General features: G+C 62.3%; 17 protein-coding genes. 8 read left to right on the top strand and 9 right to left on the bottom strand.

The features are described 5' to 3' along the window. Positions 1-29: 29 nt before the first annotated feature. The 3 genes from JTF07_RS12675 to ltaE are packed head-to-tail and all read left to right on the top strand — an operon-like array spanning position 30 to position 1,904. Entirely contained in the window at positions 30-407 is a 378-nt protein-coding gene (locus JTF07_RS12675; protein WP_204234612.1) for a GNAT family N-acetyltransferase, read from the top strand. Further along, positions 404-871, top strand: a complete 468-nt coding sequence (locus JTF07_RS12670) for a carboxymuconolactone decarboxylase family protein (RefSeq protein ID WP_204234611.1) — start codon at positions 404-406, stop codon at positions 869-871. The genes JTF07_RS12675 and JTF07_RS12670 overlap by 4 nt, the downstream gene beginning before the upstream one ends. 4 nt (positions 872-875) lie before the next feature. Next, complete coding sequence (gene ltaE / locus JTF07_RS12665) at positions 876-1,904, top strand: low-specificity L-threonine aldolase (RefSeq protein WP_252199771.1); 1,029 nt, start codon at positions 876-878, stop codon at positions 1,902-1,904. 13 nt (positions 1,905-1,917) lie between these two features. On the opposite strand, the gene JTF07_RS20900 is transcribed toward ltaE, so the two are convergent. Further along, on the bottom strand, positions 1,918-3,093 hold the full coding sequence (locus tag JTF07_RS20900) for an MFS transporter (protein ID WP_353843956.1): 1,176 nt from the start codon (positions 3,091-3,093) through the stop codon (positions 1,918-1,920). A gap of 210 nt (positions 3,094-3,303) precedes the next feature. Between JTF07_RS20900 and JTF07_RS12655 the strand changes: the two genes are divergently transcribed. Further along, on the top strand, positions 3,304-4,614 hold the full coding sequence (locus JTF07_RS12655) for an Nramp family divalent metal transporter (protein WP_204234610.1): 1,311 nt from the start codon (positions 3,304-3,306) through the stop codon (positions 4,612-4,614). A gap of 5 nt (positions 4,615-4,619) precedes the next feature. Here the strand turns inward: JTF07_RS12655 and JTF07_RS12650 are convergent, their stop codons facing one another. Continuing rightward, positions 4,620-5,870: an ATP-binding protein gene (locus JTF07_RS12650; RefSeq protein WP_204234609.1), complete on the bottom strand. Its 1,251-nt coding sequence runs from the start codon at positions 5,868-5,870 to the stop codon at positions 4,620-4,622. A 155-nt stretch (positions 5,871-6,025) separates the two neighbouring features. Next, positions 6,026-7,048, bottom strand: coding sequence for an aldo/keto reductase (locus JTF07_RS12645; RefSeq protein ID WP_204234608.1), 1,023 nt, complete (start codon positions 7,046-7,048; stop codon positions 6,026-6,028). A gap of 278 nt (positions 7,049-7,326) precedes the next feature. Here JTF07_RS12645 and JTF07_RS12640 point away from each other — a divergent pair, with 278 nt between their 5' ends. Then, positions 7,327-7,890 carry a dihydrofolate reductase family protein gene (locus JTF07_RS12640; RefSeq protein WP_204234607.1) on the top strand — a complete coding sequence of 188 codons (564 nt, stop codon included), beginning with the start codon at positions 7,327-7,329 and terminating at the stop codon, positions 7,888-7,890. A gap of 61 nt (positions 7,891-7,951) precedes the next feature. Here JTF07_RS12640 and JTF07_RS12635 read toward each other — a convergent pair whose 3' ends face one another. The 3 genes from JTF07_RS12635 to JTF07_RS12625 all read right to left on the bottom strand — a co-directional run bounded on the left by JTF07_RS12635 (position 7,952) and on the right by JTF07_RS12625 (position 10,675). Beyond that, positions 7,952-8,221 (bottom strand): DUF3263 domain-containing protein, encoded by a 270-nt coding sequence (locus JTF07_RS12635; protein ID WP_204234606.1) that lies wholly within the window; start codon positions 8,219-8,221, stop codon positions 7,952-7,954. A gap of 79 nt (positions 8,222-8,300) precedes the next feature. Further along, positions 8,301-9,335 (bottom strand): CNNM domain-containing protein, encoded by a 1,035-nt coding sequence (locus JTF07_RS12630; RefSeq protein WP_204234605.1) that lies wholly within the window; start codon positions 9,333-9,335, stop codon positions 8,301-8,303. Further along, a complete protein-coding gene (locus JTF07_RS12625; protein ID WP_204234604.1) occupies positions 9,332-10,675 on the bottom strand; it encodes a hemolysin family protein in 1,344 nt (447 codons plus the stop codon). The genes JTF07_RS12630 and JTF07_RS12625 overlap by 4 nt, the downstream gene beginning before the upstream one ends. A 316-nt stretch (positions 10,676-10,991) precedes the next feature. Here JTF07_RS12625 and JTF07_RS12620 point away from each other — a divergent pair, with 316 nt between their 5' ends. The 3 genes from JTF07_RS12620 to JTF07_RS12610 are packed head-to-tail and all read left to right on the top strand — an operon-like array spanning position 10,992 to position 13,913. Then, positions 10,992-11,939 carry a CPBP family intramembrane glutamic endopeptidase gene (locus tag JTF07_RS12620; protein WP_204234603.1) on the top strand — a complete coding sequence of 316 codons (948 nt, stop codon included), beginning with the start codon at positions 10,992-10,994 and terminating at the stop codon, positions 11,937-11,939. Between the two features lie 58 nt (positions 11,940-11,997). Continuing rightward, positions 11,998-13,254 carry a sensor histidine kinase gene (locus JTF07_RS12615; protein WP_204234602.1) on the top strand — a complete coding sequence of 419 codons (1,257 nt, stop codon included), beginning with the start codon at positions 11,998-12,000 and terminating at the stop codon, positions 13,252-13,254. Next, positions 13,251-13,913 (top strand): response regulator, encoded by a 663-nt coding sequence (locus tag JTF07_RS12610; RefSeq protein WP_204234601.1) that lies wholly within the window; start codon positions 13,251-13,253, stop codon positions 13,911-13,913. The genes JTF07_RS12615 and JTF07_RS12610 overlap by 4 nt, the downstream gene beginning before the upstream one ends. Positions 13,914-14,138: 225 nt before the next feature. On the opposite strand, the gene JTF07_RS20895 is transcribed toward JTF07_RS12610, so the two are convergent. The 3 genes from JTF07_RS20895 to JTF07_RS12595 form a co-directional block, all read right to left on the bottom strand. Then, positions 14,139-14,504, bottom strand: coding sequence for a class I SAM-dependent methyltransferase (locus JTF07_RS20895; protein WP_353843965.1), 366 nt, complete (start codon positions 14,502-14,504; stop codon positions 14,139-14,141). 328 nt (positions 14,505-14,832) lie between these two features. Then, the gene (locus JTF07_RS12600) at positions 14,833-16,119 is read right to left on the bottom strand and encodes a TRAP transporter large permease (protein ID WP_204234599.1); all 1,287 of its coding nucleotides are present in this window, start codon (positions 16,117-16,119) and stop codon (positions 14,833-14,835) included. After that, positions 16,119-16,751 (bottom strand): TRAP transporter small permease, encoded by a 633-nt coding sequence (locus JTF07_RS12595; protein ID WP_252199806.1) that lies wholly within the window; start codon positions 16,749-16,751, stop codon positions 16,119-16,121. Before JTF07_RS12595 ends, JTF07_RS12600 begins: the two co-directional genes overlap by 1 nt. Between the last annotated feature and the right edge of the window lie 2 nt (positions 16,752-16,753).

Genomic DNA, 16,753 nt, shown 5'->3' with positions numbered 1-16,753 from the left:
GCATATTGATGAGAGCAGAGGAGAAAGCAATGAGCGAAGCACTCAAGGATTCCACGGGCGCAGACGTGCATGTGGAACTCGATGAACAAGGACAGTCCTACGTCATCACAGTCGACGGCGGTGAGGTCGCCGGTCACGCCTACTTCCTTCCCGGGCCGGAGGCCGAGACTGAACGGATCTTCTACCACACGGTCGTCGATGGGGCCTTCGGCGGTCGGGGACTGTCGAAGGTTCTCGTCGCACAGGCCCTGGCCGACTCTCGGGAGAAGAGCATCACCGTGGTGCCGGTCTGCCCGCTGTTCGTCAAGAAGCTCAACGACACTGGGGACGACTACCAGGCCGAGGGCGGTCGATTCCGCAAGGCAACCGGTGCGGATATCGACATCGTCAAGAGGCATGCTGAATGAACGCCAATCGCCCGTATGTGGACAAGACCCATCCAGAGGTCTACAAGGCCCTGGCGCAGACCGCCACCGCATCCCGCAAAGCCGCTCGGGCGGCCGGGCTCGATGACGGTCTCATCGAAATCATCAACATGCGGGTCTCTCAGATCAACGGCTGCCGGACCTGCTTGAGCATCCACGCCCCGGCCGCACGGAAGGCCGGCATCGATCAGCTCAAGCTCGATGTGCTGCCCAGTTGGCGAGAGGCCGAGATCTTCGACGACACCGAGAAATCCGCACTCCTCATCGCCGAGACGCTGACTATCCTCGACAAGAGCGCTGATCGTGACGAGATCGCCGCCGAGGCGGGACAGCATCTGAGCACCGAGCAGATCTCCGCCGTCGAGTGGACAGTGACGCTGATCAACGCGTTCAACCGAATCTCGATCGCGAGCAATCACCCGGTCGTCGGCGCGAAAGCAGTGTGATCACATGAGCCACAGAATGATCCCGGAGGTCGACTTCCGCTCGGACACGGTGACCCGGCCCAGCGAGAAAATGCGCAAGGCCATGGCCGACGCCGAGGTGGGCGACGCCGTCTATGACGAAGACCCGACGACCAACCGGTTGGAGGCGATGACCGCCGAAATCCTCGGCAAGGAAGCGGGACTGTTCTTCCCGTCGGCAACTCAGGCCAACCTCGCCGGCATCATGGCCCACTGCGGACGCGGCGATGAGTACATCGTCGGTCAGACCGCGCACGCCTACCGCGACGAAGGCGGGGGAGCAGCAGTTCTGGGATCGATCCAGCCCCAACCCCTGCCCAACGAACCCGAGGGCATCATCGATCTCGACGCGATCACCTCGGCGATCAAACCCGATGATTTTCACAATCCGGTCACCCGACTGCTGACCTTGGAGAACACCTTCAACGGTCGTCCCCTGCCCGAGGGCTACGTCGCGGAGGCGACCGAGCTGGCGCGCAGCCACGGCTTGTCGACCCACCTCGACGGGGCGCGAATGATGAACGCGGCCGTGGCCACGGACAGCAGGCCGTCATCCGTCGCGAGTGACTTCGACTCGGCCACTCTGTGTCTGTCGAAGGGCCTCGGCGCACCCGTCGGTGCTGTCTTCGCCGGACCCAGAGATCTTGTCCATCGAGCCAAGCGCATCCGCAAGCTGCTCGGCGGTGGAATGCGCCAGACCGGGGTGCTCGCTGCAGCCGGGATCTATGCGCTTGAGAACAACGTGAACCGTCTGCGTGAGGATCACGATCGGGCAGATCGTCTCTCCGAGATGTTCACGGAGTTTCCCGAACTCGGCGCCGGTCAGGCGCGGACCAACATGGTCTTCCTCTCCCCAGACGGCGTCGACATGCCCGCCTTCGCAGCCTTCCTCGCCGAACGCGGCATCATCACCGGTGCCGGACACGGAAAGCCGCGGTGGGTCACGCACCTGGACATCGACGATGAAGCGATCGAGCGAGTTCGCAGGGCGTGCAAGGAGTACTTCGGGCGGTAGTCTCTTCGTCCGCTCAGCCGTTCCGCGGACCGGCAAAGGTGCGGCGGCTGATGACGATGGTGACCGTGAGCCCGAGTGCCACGAGGCCGGTCATCGCGAACAGCGGCGTCCACTGGTCGTTGTCGCCGAGAGTGCCTCCGACCGATGTGCCCAGTGCACTGCCGGCGAACAGGCATCCTGCGAAGAGCGCGACGACGGTTCCGCGCGCCCGCGGCAGGACAGACGTGGCCCAGGTCTGCAACGAGGAATGCTGGAAGGACCAGGTTGCTCCGAGCAGGAGTGCGGCGATGATGACTGTCAGCGTGGACAGGTGAATGGTGAGGACGGCGAATCCGATCACGGTCGCCGCGCCGCCGATGACCATGAGCCGGGGCATGCTCAGCCTGCGACTGAGCACTTTGACCATGCGGCTGGTGAGGATGACGCCGACTCCATAGGCCGCAGTGGCCAGACCTGCGACTGCCGCGCCGACTCCCTGAGATTGCAGTGCCGGTGCGAGCAGGGTCAGAACGCCGAGGACCACAGCGCCTTCCACGAACGCCAGACTGATGACGATGAGGACCCAGCGGTTGGTCACCGCCGCCTGGAGGGTTGAGATGACTCCGCCCTGCTCCTCGCGGGCTGGTTCACGCAGTCGCCGCAGACCGACGACACAGCCCACGGCCAGAACCGCGGGAATGGCGAAGACGATTCGCCAATCGGCGAAGTGCGCGAGGGCCCCGGCCAGCGCTGTGGCACTGGCAGTTCCGAGGGCGATCGCGGCCATGAGATCGGTCAGCGCCGGCTGCCGATGAGCCTCGGCGACGGTGTCCCCGACATAGGTCATGGACGTGGGAACGATTGCTCCGTAGAAGGCACCCGAAAAGGCGCGAGCGATGACGAGGATCGTCAGGGTCGGCGCGAAGGTCGCGACCACTCCTGCCGTCGCCGCGGCAAGCAGAGTCGCCTTCATCAGAGGGATGCGCCCGATGCGATCGGAGAGCACTCCCCAGACGGGTTGGCTGATGCCATATGCCAGGAAATAGGAGCTGGCGATCGTCAGTGCCTGAGTCAGAGTCGCTCCCAGATCGGCCGCGACGAGAACGATCAGGGGACTGATCGCGAAACGGTCGAAGCTGCTGACGAACGCGGCTATGGAGACGGGCACCGGAGGCCGCGTCGGGCCTGGTGGGACAGCGACAGTACTCACGCTGGACTACTGTACTCCGAGCGTGGCAGAGCTCTGACGGCGATCTGAGTGATCGTGGGCGTGAGTTCCCAGCCCAGTGGTTTCCCGGGTGGTGAGACCAGACCGTAGGAATCTCGAGGATCGGCCATACTCACCTGAGCAGACGACGCCCGGGTAAACGACGCCGGCGCCGTCGTCGACGAACACCTGTGAAGGAGCCGCACCCCACTCATGTCCGCCGAAACGACACCGCAGACCACGGGCGCCACCACCTCGGCGCCGGCATCATTGACCGGACGGCTGCGGCTGATCGGACCGGGCATCGTCCTGGCCCTGGCCAGCGTCGGCGCCTCGGACATGATCACGACGATGAACTCCGGGGCCGAGTACGGGCTCGCCCTCATCTGGGTCTTCACCGTCGGCATCCTCCTCAAATTCGTCCTCTCTGAGGCGGTGTCCCGTCTGCAGATGAGCGGTGACCGGTCGCTGCTGTCCCACCTGACCTCATTCGGCGGGCGTCTCTTCCCAGCCCTGTTCCTCATCGCCGAGCTGCTCGTCGGTCTCTTCTTCGGTGCGGGCGTCATCGCCGTGACGACGAACATCCTGCAGGCGCTCTTTCCGGTGCTGCCGTTCTGGCCGACGGCGGTCGTCGTCCTGCTCTCTGCTGCGGTCCTCGTCGGCATCGGACGCTACGGTCTGGTGGAGAAAGCGATGATCGGCTTCGGCATCATCATGTTCTTCGGCATTCTTGCCCTCGCGATCTCTGTGTTCCAGGGCCAGGGTGCCCAGGAGGTCGCTGCAGAGACCATTGCCCCGACCTTCCCGAACGGGTCGATCATCACCGTCATGTCGCTCATCGGCGGCGTGGGCGGTGCGACGGGAATCCTCGCCTACTCGTACTGGATCCGTGAGAAGTCCTGGCGTGACGCCCAGTGGAAGCCGGTCGTGCGCATCGATCTGTTCATCAGCTACGGACTGGTGTTCGTCTTTGCCGTAGCCATGAGCGCCGTGGGTGCCTTCATCCTCTACGGGCAGGGTTTCACGATCGCCGACAACGGCTCGCTCTTCGCCATCGCCGACAGCCTGGTCACCCGCATCGGTGAACCGGGTCGCATCATCTTCCTCATCAGCTTCCTCGCAGTGGTCTACACGAGCGTGCTCGGCGGGTTCTCCGGGATCGCCTATGTCACCGCCGACTGCATCCGGGTGCTGCGCAGGTACCCGCATCAGGACAAGCCTGAGTTCGAGATGTCGGCGAAGTCCGTCGAGTTCCGCGGCGCGCTCGTCTATCTCAGCATTGCGGCTCTGGTGATCATGAGTCTGGGCAAACCGGTCACCTTGGTCCTCATCTACGCCGCGATCAGTGCCTTCATCCTGCCGGTGCTCGCGATCGCACTCCTCGTCATCCTCAACCGCGCATCGGTACCGGAGACGTTGCGGAATCGCGGACTGTCGAATGTGCTGTTGAGCGTGTGCTTCCTGTTGTTCGGCTTCCTCGCTGTGCTGCAGGTCAGGGAGTCGGTGATGGGGCTGCTGGGGTAGTCGCCTCAGGGGCCAAGCAGGGCCAAGGGGACGACCGCGATTCCGTCGGGTCGACGGTAGGCGGTAGTTCCGGTCGTGATGACTACAAGGTCGGCGACCTGGTCGGGAACCTGGTCCCGCAGCCAGTGCAGGTGTCGAACATCCGAATCGGAGACGTCGGCGGCAAGTTTGACCTCGATGCCGAGTATCGCGCCGTCGGCGCCTTCGACAATAAGGTCGACTTCCCTGTCGCCTCGATGCAACCGGAGATGGCTGACTGAAGCTTCTGCCGCTTGAGCCATGACGCGAATACCCAGCGTCACGAGTGATTCAAACAAGGGCCCCGCAAGGTGTGCTCCTCTGGGAGACAACAGCGATTCTGCAGTCTGGTTGAGTAGGCTGGCAGCGAGAGCGGGGTCGGCCAAATGATGTTTTGGGGCCTGTTGCAAGCGTCGATTTGGATTGTTGGTCGGTACCCAGCCGGGGACCGGGTCGAGAAGCCACAGTTGGCTGAGGTGGTCCCGGTAGGCGATAGTCGTGGTTTTCGCTGGTTGCGTTCCGTCACCGCCCGTTGTTGTGTCGAGCAGGCGTGAGTATGCCGTTGTCGTTGATGAAGCTGCAGCATAAGCAGCCAGCCACCGCCTGAGCGTTTCTGGACGTCTGACAGTGAATCCTAGGTCGGGCAGGTCTCTGTCGACGATTCTCTGAAGGTAGGCATCTATCATGCGGCGTTGGACTCTTGGTGCCGCACTCATGATGCCTGGGAAGCCACTGGAGACGATGGCGCCTGCGTAGTCGGCTAGCAGAAATGTCGATGTCCCTTCGAGTGGTGTTGCCTGTCCCGATAGGAGCTGAGCCAGCGAGACTGTTGGTTTGACGTGCCCGCGCTCGTGCACGCCCATTGGTCGCATTCGGAGGGACAGAATGCGACCAGCTCCACTGTGGGTGCCACTAGTATTTGCCGGCGATGCGGAGCCAGTGAGAAGAAACCGTCCGCTCGGTGCGCCTGCGTCAACCATGCGCCGTACTGAGTCCCATACCTGTGGCAGTTGTTGCCACTCATCGAAGAGTACAGTGCCCTGTGGGATTGTCTTCAGCGAAAAGTCAGAACGTAGGACATCGCGTTGTCCCGGGTTGTCCAGGTACCAAGCGATATCTGATCGTCGCACTGCTGTATCGGTCTTACCAATGCCCTTCGGCCCGTCAATTGCTATGGCTGCAGTTTCGTCAAGCAGTTCATTGAGCTCGAGATCGATGGTGCGGGGAAGGTATTCCACGGAACGTGTCCTCTGTGGTAGTTACCTGCGAACTTGTCAGTGATTCGCTGGTCCTGGCCCACTACGCTACCATTTCACAGGGTTATACGCTACCTTTTCGAGATCCCATACGCTACTGTTTCGTATGTCTATACGCTACCTTTTCGCAAGCCCGCTCACTCCCGCCCCGAGCTGATCCATTTCGGATTGTCGACGATGTTCCGGGTGCCCTCCACCAGCGTGCGGATGGAGTCGAGCCGCGTCATGTCCTCGTCATCGAGAATCAGCCCAACCGCCCCGAGGTTTTCAAGAGCCCGCTCGGGTTTGCGCGAGCCAGGGATCGGCACCGCACTGACACCCATCTGGTCCGCGCGGTGGAGGAGCCAAGCCAACGCCACCTGAGCGTTAGTGGCGTCGTGGCGGCGAGCCACCTCGGCGACGATGTCGACGATCTTCTGGTTGGCGTCGAACGCCTCGCCCATGCGGGAGGTGCCGCCGCGGAAGTCACCGGCGACCTGTTCCTTGGTCAGGGTGCCGGTGAGGAAGCCGCGGCCCAGGGGACTGTAGGGCACGAATCCGACCCCGAGCTCGGCGCAGGCGGGCACGACACGATCCTCGACGTCGCGTGACCACAGGCTCCACTCGGACTGGAGTGCGGCGATCGGGTGGACTGCGTGGGCCCGCTGCAGCTCCTCGGAGGTGACCTCCGAGAGGCCGATGTGGCGGATCTTGCCGGCCTCGACCAGTTGGGCCATGGCGCCGACGGTCTCCTCGATCGGCACATCGGGATCCGGGCGATGGTGGTAGTAGAGATCGATCGTGTCCACGCCGAGGCGGGCCAACGAAGCATCGCAGGCTGAACGGGCGTATTCCGGACGACCATCGGTGCGTTTGGCCGAGGCACCCGTCTCATCCCTGGGAGCGGTGATACCGAACTTCGTGGCCAACTGCACCTCGTCGCGGCGCTTGGCCAGGAACGGTGCGAGCATCTCCTCGTTCGTTCCTGCCGGCCCGGTGGCACCTTCGCGGGGTTTTCCGTAGACATCGGAGGTGTCGAGGAAGGTGGTACCGGCGTCGACGGCCGCGCCCAGGGTATCCCGTGCCGCTTCATCGGTGGTGCCGCCGTAGACGTGAGACAAAGCCATGCAGCCGAAGCCGATGGGGGAGACGGTGAGGTCGCCGAGATGAGTGGTGGTCATGATGGATCTCCTTGTGAGGCGGTGTTGCATGATTGTGCGGCCGCTGGTGTGGAGTCATCGCCGGAGGTGCCCGGATTGCGATCGGGGTACCTCGAGCGGGCCAGCGCGTTCATATTAACGGGCGGTGTGTGCTGGGTCATGGAAACAAACCTACGACTGTGAGTGCACTCTAAGTCAAGGGGTTTGGGAGAAACTCATCGTTAGCCTCAGGTGGCGGTGCCTGAGTACTGTTGGCTTTTCCTTGATTCTTCTCGCTCGCAGCAGACATACTGGACCCTATGTCCGCGTCACAGCAGTCCCTCCGTGCCGTTGTCTTTCTTGGGTTGAGTGTCGATGGCCGCATTGCGCGGCCGGACGGGGACTTGGAGTGGCTGACCAGCCGCGGCGAGGCCGCCGGAGATGCGGGCTTCACGCCGTTCGTTGAGTCGGTTGACGCGGTGATGATGGGCCGGAAGACCTACGAGGCGATCGCTGCTTTCCAGGAGTGGCCCTACCTCGGTCGCCCGATCCACGTCATCAGTACGACCCTCGACGCAGATGCAGACCCTCGCATCATCGTGCACCGCTCACCCGAAGCGGCCATCGACGCAGCGGAGCGAAGTGGCTGTAAGCGCGTCTACGTCGACGGTGGGGCGACCGTCCGGTGGTTCCTTGCCGCCAAGCTTGTCGAGGAGCTCACGCTGTCCCAAGTGCCTGTGCTCATCGGCGATGGGCCATCACTGTTCGGGTCACTTGGCGGAGATGTGGATCTCGAGCACGTGCGCACCACAGTCCTCGATGGCGGGATGGTCCAGACGACCTACCGCGTTTTGGGCGGACCAACGCCTCACACGACCACGTAGGACGGTCTGATCGGGGCCTTTCTCCTCCGACCGAGTGAGACTAGAGTGGTGACGCGCCGAGCTAAGAGCGGGGGTTCTTCCACCGCCCGTGCCGTCGTTCGAATGCAAACCTCTCCGCTCTCAGATGCCTGACTCGGTTCACGACGTCTGGGGCGTAGCTATAGGCCGCATCCGTATCGACAATCCCCTCGAGCACGACAATGTACTTATCAAGTGGCAGCTCGATGAGCCGACACAGCGCATCGCGAGCAGCTGACGTGTGCTCTGTCTTCTCCAGGTCGAGGATCATTCGATCGTGCGCTGAGAGTTCATTCACGGTGCCGGGGACCATACGGGCCAGTGTCGCATATTGACCGTAAGGCCGACGCAGGCGAGCGTTCCAGGCTCGAGGATCGCCGAGGTGGTGAACCTCAGAATTCGGCACTGCGTCTGCCGGAATCGTCTGCCGAGAGCAGGTAGCTGAGCACGTCGGTGACCGTGACCACCGCATGGCTGCCATCAGATCGCTCGACCAGTGCCAACTGTGTTCCTGCATCCTTCATTGCACCGAAGGCGCGACCGACGGTCATCGTTGCGGGCAGGACCTCGACCGAGCGAGCCACCTCGGTGACGGTGTCTCCGCCATCGAGACCGAGCACATCGCGGACATGGACCACGTGAGTCGGTGGCTGCCCAGACGCTGTGTGCACGAGGATGCGTCGGTGGCGATCGCGCTGTGCGGCCTCTCGCACTGTGTCCGCTGTCGCCTGCGGGCCGACGGCAGTCAGTTTCCCGTGCTTCGCCACCAGTTCGCCGAGGCTGAGCTGAGTCAGCTCGAGAGCACCGAGCAGTGCCTCCGAGGACTCCCGTTCGATGGTTCCCGCCTGCGCCGAATGGCGCAGCAGCTCGCGCAGGTCATCAGAGGTGTGGCCCTGATCGACCTCGTCGACGGGTTCGACGCCGACGAGCCGCAGGCAGGCGTTGGCCGCGTTGTTGAGCACGTGGAGCAGGGGCCGGGTGAGGAACATGAACGCCCGCATCGGCAGCGCGAGCATGATCGCGGAGCGCTCCGGGTGGGCCACGGCCCACGACTTCGGGGCCATCTCACCGACGACGAGATGGAGGAACGTGACGATGATGAGGGCGAGGACGAATCCCGTGAGGTCGGCGATCCACAGCGGCAGACCCAGAGCCTCGGCGACCGGCGTGATCCAATGATGAACCGCAGGCTTCGTGATCGCACCCAGCGCCAGGGTGCACGCCGTGATGCCCAGCTGGGAACCGGCGAGGAGGACGGAGAGCTCGGTGGAGCTGCGCAGCGCCGCTCTGGCCGAGCGGCTGTCGGCCGCTGCATCTTCCAGCCGGTGGCGTCTGGCGGCGATGAGGGCGAATTCCACGGCGACGAAGAACGCGCTGAGGCCGATGAAGAGGACAGTGAGGGTGACGATGACCCAGGGGTTGCTCATCGCTGAACCTCGATTCCGATCCGCAGCTGGGAGGGCACATGGGAGGACACCTCGAGGACGTCGACGGTGAGTCTGACCGGACTCGGCGCTCGTGTGCCGGCGAGCTCGGCTGGGTCGACCGGCAAGGTGATCTCGATCCGGTCACCGACCTCGGGGAAGCCCTTGGCCTCTTCGATGACAAGGCCTGAAAGTGTCTGCGCCGAGGTGGCGGGCAGGTCGCGTTCGAGCGCGCGGGAGAGCTCGTCGAGGGGCATCGCCCCCGGAGCCGTCCAGGTGCCGTCATCATCTGCGACGATCTCCTCGATCGCCTCATCGTGTTCGTCGACGATGTCACCGACGAGTTCCTCGCCGAGGTCCTCGACCGTGACGATGCCGGAGAACCCTCCGTACTCATCGACGACGCAGCCCATCTGGGCCCGATTCTCAGTCAGGGTGCGCACGGCGTCGGGCAGCGGCAGGGACTCGGGAACGAAGACCGGCGATTTGAGCAAGGGACGCAGATCGTCTCCGTCAGCGGCGGAGAGGACGTCGAGGAGATCGATCGTGCCCACCACCTCCTCGGCGTCGTTGAGTACCGGGTACCGGGAATGACCGGTCTGCATGAGAGTTCGCACCTGATGAAGCGGCGTGTCCTCGCCGATGACATCGACCCGTGAGCGGGGCACGGTGGCGTGGTCGACGCTCTGTTGTGGGAAGTCGAGGATGCGGTCGAGGATGAGGGAATCTTCGTCGACGAGATCCCCACTCTGGCGTGAGTCCGCGACGATATGTTTGAGATCGCGACGGGTCGCGGAGTGGTCGACGTCGTGGACAGGTTCGATCCCCAGGACCTTCAGCAGGGCGTTCGATGCCTTGTCGAAGATCGTGATGAGCCAACCGAAGACGGCGAGATAGATCGCAGTCGATCGCGCAAGCCAGATAGCCAAGGGCTCAGGCCGGGCGATCGCGAGGTTCTTCGGAAACAGTTCACCGAAGACCATCTGGATGATCGTCGCCACGACCAGGGCGAGCACAGTGCCGATGACGACTCCGGTGCCGGTGGGGATCGCGGTCCCGCCGAGGGCCTCACCGACGGCAGTGCCGATGAGGGGTTCGGCGACATAGCCGACCAGCAGTCCGGTGACGGTGATACCCAGCTGAGCACCGGAGAGCATAAACGAGGTGCGGCGAGTGATCGATTGAGCGCGCTCGGCGGCTTTGTCGCCGGCGGCCGACCGGGCGGCCAGGCGAGAACGGTCGACGGCCATATAGGCGAATTCCTGGGCCACGAAGTAGCCGGTGGCCACTGTGATGAGCAGGACGACGAGCAGGCCGATGAGAAGCGAGAGAAGCCAGGTCAACGGAGTTCACCTGCCCGCGCGGGATGTTGCTGAGGTCTGATACTGCCAATGATGTCCCAGCCGGGACTTCGATAGTCGTCCATGTTCCTTCCGGAAGTCTGCATGTAGGCGGCTGACTACGATTATCCAGATAAAAGCTGGCAGCGCGCTGTGGGGTGGACAAAGCGACGCGTCGGCGCATGGCCGAAGCTCAGACCGACCGTGGTTCAGGCCGACCAGGCCGTGCGAGCAAGCGATTTGCAACTAAAGTATGCATCTTCGCAGTGCGCCCTTTTGGGTCTAGAGGCAAGGATCCCGATCTCAATAGCATCAATGCATGACCTTTGAAACTGATGAAACCAAAACCGAAACCATTCCACGACAACGCACTTCACCGCCGGAAGGAAAGATCGTCGGTCTGGTGAAGCAACGACCATTGCTCAGCTTCTTCATTCTGGTGAACGCACTGAGCTGGCTGGCCTGGACCCCTTATATCCTCTCGCAGAACGGGCTTGGACTGGGGGACTTCAGCTTTCCCGAACTTCTCGGAACCAGCCAGCTTCTCGGCGTTCTGCCTGGTGCCTACCTGGGTCCGATCGGCTCGGCCTTCCTGCTGACGGCACTTGTCGACGGACGACCCGGGCTGAAGGCGTGGGTAGGGCGATTGCTGCGATGGAAAGCGGCGCCCAGGTGGTATCTCATCGCCTTGCTGGCCGTCCCCGCCGGAATGGTCCTCACCGGGGCTATGTTCGTCGGAACAGACATTGCCGCGCCCTCGCTGACTGCGCTCATCGCCTATGTCCCGATGCTGCTCATCCAATTCGTCACGACGGGTCTTGCCGAAGAACCTGGATGGCGTGATTACGCCCTGCCTCGCCTGCAGCGCATGCACTCTCCGATGAAGTCGGCGTTCATCCTCGGCCCGATCTGGGCAGTATGGCACCTGCCGCTGTTCCTGACGGAATGGGGCGGATATCCAGACTCCTCCTGGACACGTCTGCTCGCCTTCATGGTCTTCTGCATCGCCTTCAACATCGTCATGTCCTGGGTGTTCAACCGCACCGGAGAAAGCCTCCCGCTGTCCATGCTGATGCACGTGAGTGTGAACAACTTCGCCACCGTCATGTGGGCCGAGGTCTTTCCCACCCTGGATGGCGAGGGTGACCTGATTTGGATCGCCATGGCACTGGGCTCCGTTGTCGCCGCGACCCTGATCGTCATTGCGACTCGAGGAAGGCTCGGGTACCCGGCGGTCGCGAGCGAATCGCTGCGGAATGTCTCATGAGAACGTGTTCGCTTCGCGTCCCGGTCATGGTCTCGAGACCTTCACGTATGATCGGAATATGGTGCCAGTGAAGCTTCCGCGGTGGAGATCGGCACTGATCATCGCCATCTCTACCGCGGTCGTCTCCCTCGCTCTTCTGGCTCTCACAGCCTCGCTCTTCTCTCATGATCCGTCGCTGCACGACGAGCCCATGATGGACGCAGACTGGATTGCCACGGGAGCGACTCTCATGTTGCAGGCGCTTGCACTTGTCCTCAGGGTCCGCTGGCCCGCTGCAACAATGCTCCTCATCGCTGTTCTGCCGCTGGGCCTGGCATCTGTGCAGCCGAGCTCGGCTTTTACACTCACAGTCCTGCCGATCATCGTCAGTGTGTTCTTCACCGGCCTCAGCAATACGGTGTCGCGGTTGGGCATGTGGGCGCTCCTCACCGCGGTGATCGTCGCCTCGGGGCAGTGGGTCAACAGCCTCGGCGCTGGCGAGGAGAACATGATCGCGTCGGCCTTTGGCGCAATGGGTCAGGCTGCGATCGTCGTTCTTCTGCCGCTCATGCCGGCGGTGTTCATTGCCTCCCAGCGAGCGTTGTCTGCGTCTCAGCGAGAGACCGTCAATGCCCTCACTCGCGAGCGGGATGCTCAGATCGGAGAGGCCCTGGCTCGTGAACGATCGACTATGGCACGCGAGTTGCATGACATCGCCGCACACCACCTGTCCGGCATCTCACTGATGGCCGGAACCATCGCACGTCAGATCAGTACCAATCCCGAGGTTGCACGGGACGGTGCACTGCAGATTCGTGAACAGAGTCGAGAGATCCTCGACGACCTGCGCCGGCTTGTCGGGCTCTTGCGTGACGATGACGACCAAGGTCTCAAAACACTGGCCACCATCGCCGACCTCGTCACCGCAGTTCGGTCGAGTGGCGCCGAGGTTGAACTGCAGATCCAGGCCGAAGAAGGAACGGACCCCGGCCGAAGGGTGGGACCGTTGGCCCAGCTCGCTGGATACAGAATGGTCCAGGAGTCTTTGACCAACGCTCTCCGGCACGCCCCCGGTTCGTCCTGCACAGTCGTGATTGAAGGGACGGACCCGGAAGCGTTGCATTTGACCGTGCGCAACACTGCGCGAGACTCCACCGGCGAAGCGCAAACGGCCAGAAGCGGCGAAACACACACCAGTGGAAGCGGCCTTGGAATACTCGGCATGGTGGAACGTGCGGCACTCATCGGCGGAACCTGTGAAGCAGGGCCAGATGAGAATGGCGGATGGGTCGTACAGATGACCATCCCACGTGACCCAGATCGAGGAATCTCATGATCCGTGTACTTCTCGCCGACGATCAGCCACTCGTACGAGGGGGACTGATCGCACTGCTGGACGCAGAACCCGATATCGAGATCATCGGCGCAGCTGCAGACGGGGGTGAGGCGCTGGAGCTCGCGCTCGAACTGCGTCCGGATATCGCCTGCCTCGACATTCGAATGCCCGTGATGGATGGCATCGAGGTCGCCGCCCGAATCTCACCCCCACAGCTTGATCCGCCGATTCCCGTCCTCATGCTGACGACCTTCGATATCGACGACTACATGTTCCGTGCTCTTGAGACCGGTGTCTCGGGGTTCCTGCTCAAGGACTCCGACCCCGAGGAGATCCTCCGTGCGGTCCGGCATGTGGCGGGCGGTTACGGCACACTCGACCGCTCACTGACTCGGCGGATCGTCAGCGAATACGTTCAACGTCGTCGGCTGCAGCCGGTGACTCCCTCTCGTGCTCTCTCCGTGATCACCACCCGCGAGCGTGAGATCCTCATGCTGCTTGCGCAGGGAATGACCAATAGTGAAATTGCCGAACAGCTGACCGTCGAGGTGGCGACGGTCAAATCCCACCTGGCACGAATCCTTCCCAAACTCGGAGTGCGCTCGCGCCTTCAGGCCGTGGTCTGGGCGTACCAGAACCACATTGTTGAGATTGGATAGGGCGCGTGGCGTTAGCGGCCTGCGTGTGTCAAAGTACTGTCGCTGTCCATACGGTCCAATAGTCGATTTCGTCAATGCGATCCATCCCGGAGACCATGGCGGAAATGACGTCTATGAGGGACTCAATTTCTTTGTCGGTGAGGTCATGAAGAATCGACCGTCCTGTCCGAACTGCCAGGTCCTGTCTGAGGGATTCCACGTCTGAATAGGTCCGGCGCTTTTCAGCTAGTTGAGACGTTGATACCTCAGAAAACCCGAGCGCGCGAAGAGAGGAAGTAATAGTTTCCGACTCGGGGCGACGCTGTTCTTCAACGGCCAGAAGTTTTGGAAAGACCTCAAAAAGTAGCCACGTAGATGTTCGCTGCTGCCTGGTTTGCGCACATCTTCCATCGTGCGGTCCTGAACGATCAAAGTGCCGCCCGGAGCGAGCAGTCGTTTCGCTTCGGCGAATGCTTTCGCTGGGTCAGGCAAATGGTGAATGAGGGCTTTCTGGAAAACCACGTCGTAGGCACCACTCGGTAGGCTGGTATCGGTCGCGTTGCCAGCGACGAAGGACAGGCCTTCTTGTTCTTCAGCACACCGACTACCGATGCCGCACCAAGGTTGAGCCAGGCTGTTGAGTAGATGCCACCGCCACAGCCGATGTCTGCAACTCGAGTGCCGCGGGGGTCGACGAGGCCAGTCATCGTGTCCGACCAGCTGTTGTCAGCAAGCCTTTGAGCGTAAGTGGTCCGCGTCGCGGGATCGTGGAAATCTATCGGCATAGCCAGCGAACTGTAAGGCACGCGCGGCGCACCCATACGCACGCAGTGCGTCATCCAAAAAGGCGGTGCATGCTAGTTGCCGCATGCACCGCCATTTCAAGAACTCACCCGAGTTACGAACTGTCCGTCCGCTCCAGTTCAGTAGGTCTCTCCGCCTACGACCCCACGAACGCCGTCGCGAAGAACGGTACGAAGGTCACCAGGATGAGCGCACCCAGCAGCACCAGCGCACTCGGAATCGCGGCCTTCGCCACGCTCATCACGCTCATGCCCGACATGCCGGAGGCGACGAAGAGATTGAGCCCCAGCGGTGGCGTGATCATGCCGATCTCCAGGTTCATCACGACGATGATGCCGAAGTGGATCGGGTCGATGCCCAGTTCCATGGCGATCGGCAGCAGGATCGGCGCGAGGATGAGGATCGCTGAGGATGTCTCCATCACACAGCCCACGAATAGCAGCAGGATGTTGACGAGGATGAGGAACTGCCAGGGCTGCAGGTCCCAGTCGGTGATCGTAGCCGATATCGACCCCGGGATCCGTTCGCTGGCCAGGACGAAGGTGAACAGGATGCCGTTGGCGATGATGAACATGACCATCGCCGAGGTCTTCACCGACGAGAGCGTGACTTCCCACAGCTGCGAGATCTTGATCTCGCGGTAGATGACCAACGACACCACCAGGGAGTAGGCGACTGCCACGGCCGCCGCCTCGGTGGGGGTGAACCAGCCGGAGTAGATGCCGCCGAGGACGAGGAACGGCAGCGCCAGTGCGAGGATGGCGTCGCGGAAGGCCTTGAGTTTGTCGGCATTCGACAATTTGAAGCCGGCTCCCGCGTGTCCGTAGCCCTTCTTCCATGCCACGAACACGGCCATACCCAGCAGCATGACACCGGCAAGGATGCCCGGCAGGATACCGGCGAGGAACAGGTCGCCGATGTTCTGCTCGGTGGCGATGCCGAAGACGATGAGCGGAATCGACGGGGGAATGAGGATGCCCAAGGACCCCGAGGTGGCCACGAGCCCCGTGGAGAACTCCTTCGGATAGCCATTCTTGATCATGGCCGGAATCATCAGCGCACCGACGGCGACGACCGTGGCCGGTGACGAACCTGAGACCGCAGCGAAGAACATACACGCGAGCACCGTGGTGATCGCCATTCCGCCGCGCAGGTGCCCGACCATCGCGGCACCGAAGTCGGTCAGCCTCCGCGAGATTCCGCCGCGGGACATGATGTTGGCTGCGAGGATGAAGAAGGGGATCGCCATGAGCGGGAACGAGTTGAGCGCATTGAACAGCCGTTCCGTGACCTGGGTCATCGGGATGAGCGTGAAGTAGTAGAAGTAGACGAGGCTGGTCAGGCCCAGTGCCACCGCAATGGGCGCCGAGGTGACGAGCAGCAGAATGAGGACTGCAATGAGAACGAATGTTGCTTCGAGCATCAGCGATCCCCTTCCTTCGTGTCGTCGTCATCGCCGAGGTTGGTCTCCCCGGCCTTGTGATTGTGGCCGGGAGTGGTCGGTGAGTCATCGATGGCGATGTCGTTGACGTCGATGCCGACCGCCGCGGCTTCCTCAGCGAACACGTCCTTGTCGAGTTCTTCGGCTGGGGCCTTGACGGCACGGATGAGCATCTCGGCCGCACGGATGAAGAACAGCGTCATCCCCACAGCAAGCGAGAGTTCGACGACCCACAGGGGCAGTTTGAGCGCCGGGGTGATCGTCGTCCGTGAGAAGGGCTCACTGATGAGTGCCCAGGACAGGTAGGCGATGAACCCCGCGTAGACGAGAGTCATGAGACCACCGAGGACAACGAAGAACTTCTTCTTCTTGCCCTTGAGGAGCGTCGGCATGATGTCCACGGCCACGTGTTCGTTGTGTCGCAGAGTCACGACTGCGCCGAAGAAAGTCGAACAGATGATGAGGTAGATGATGGCCTCTTCGGACCAGAACAGGACATCACCGGTGATGTTGCGCAGAAGCACCGCGAAGACCGCAAGTGCTGTAGCGCCGATGAGACTGCCGCCTGCCAGGAAGTTCTCCACCCGGCTCAGATACTTGTCGAAGGTTCTCATCG

Source organism: Brevibacterium sp. RIT 803 (genome assembly GCF_016892625.1).
Classification (GTDB): Bacteria; Actinomycetota; Actinomycetes; order Actinomycetales; family Brevibacteriaceae; genus Brevibacterium.
The sequence above is the reverse complement of the archived record's forward strand: the minus strand, read 5'-3'. Positions and strand labels throughout refer to the sequence as shown.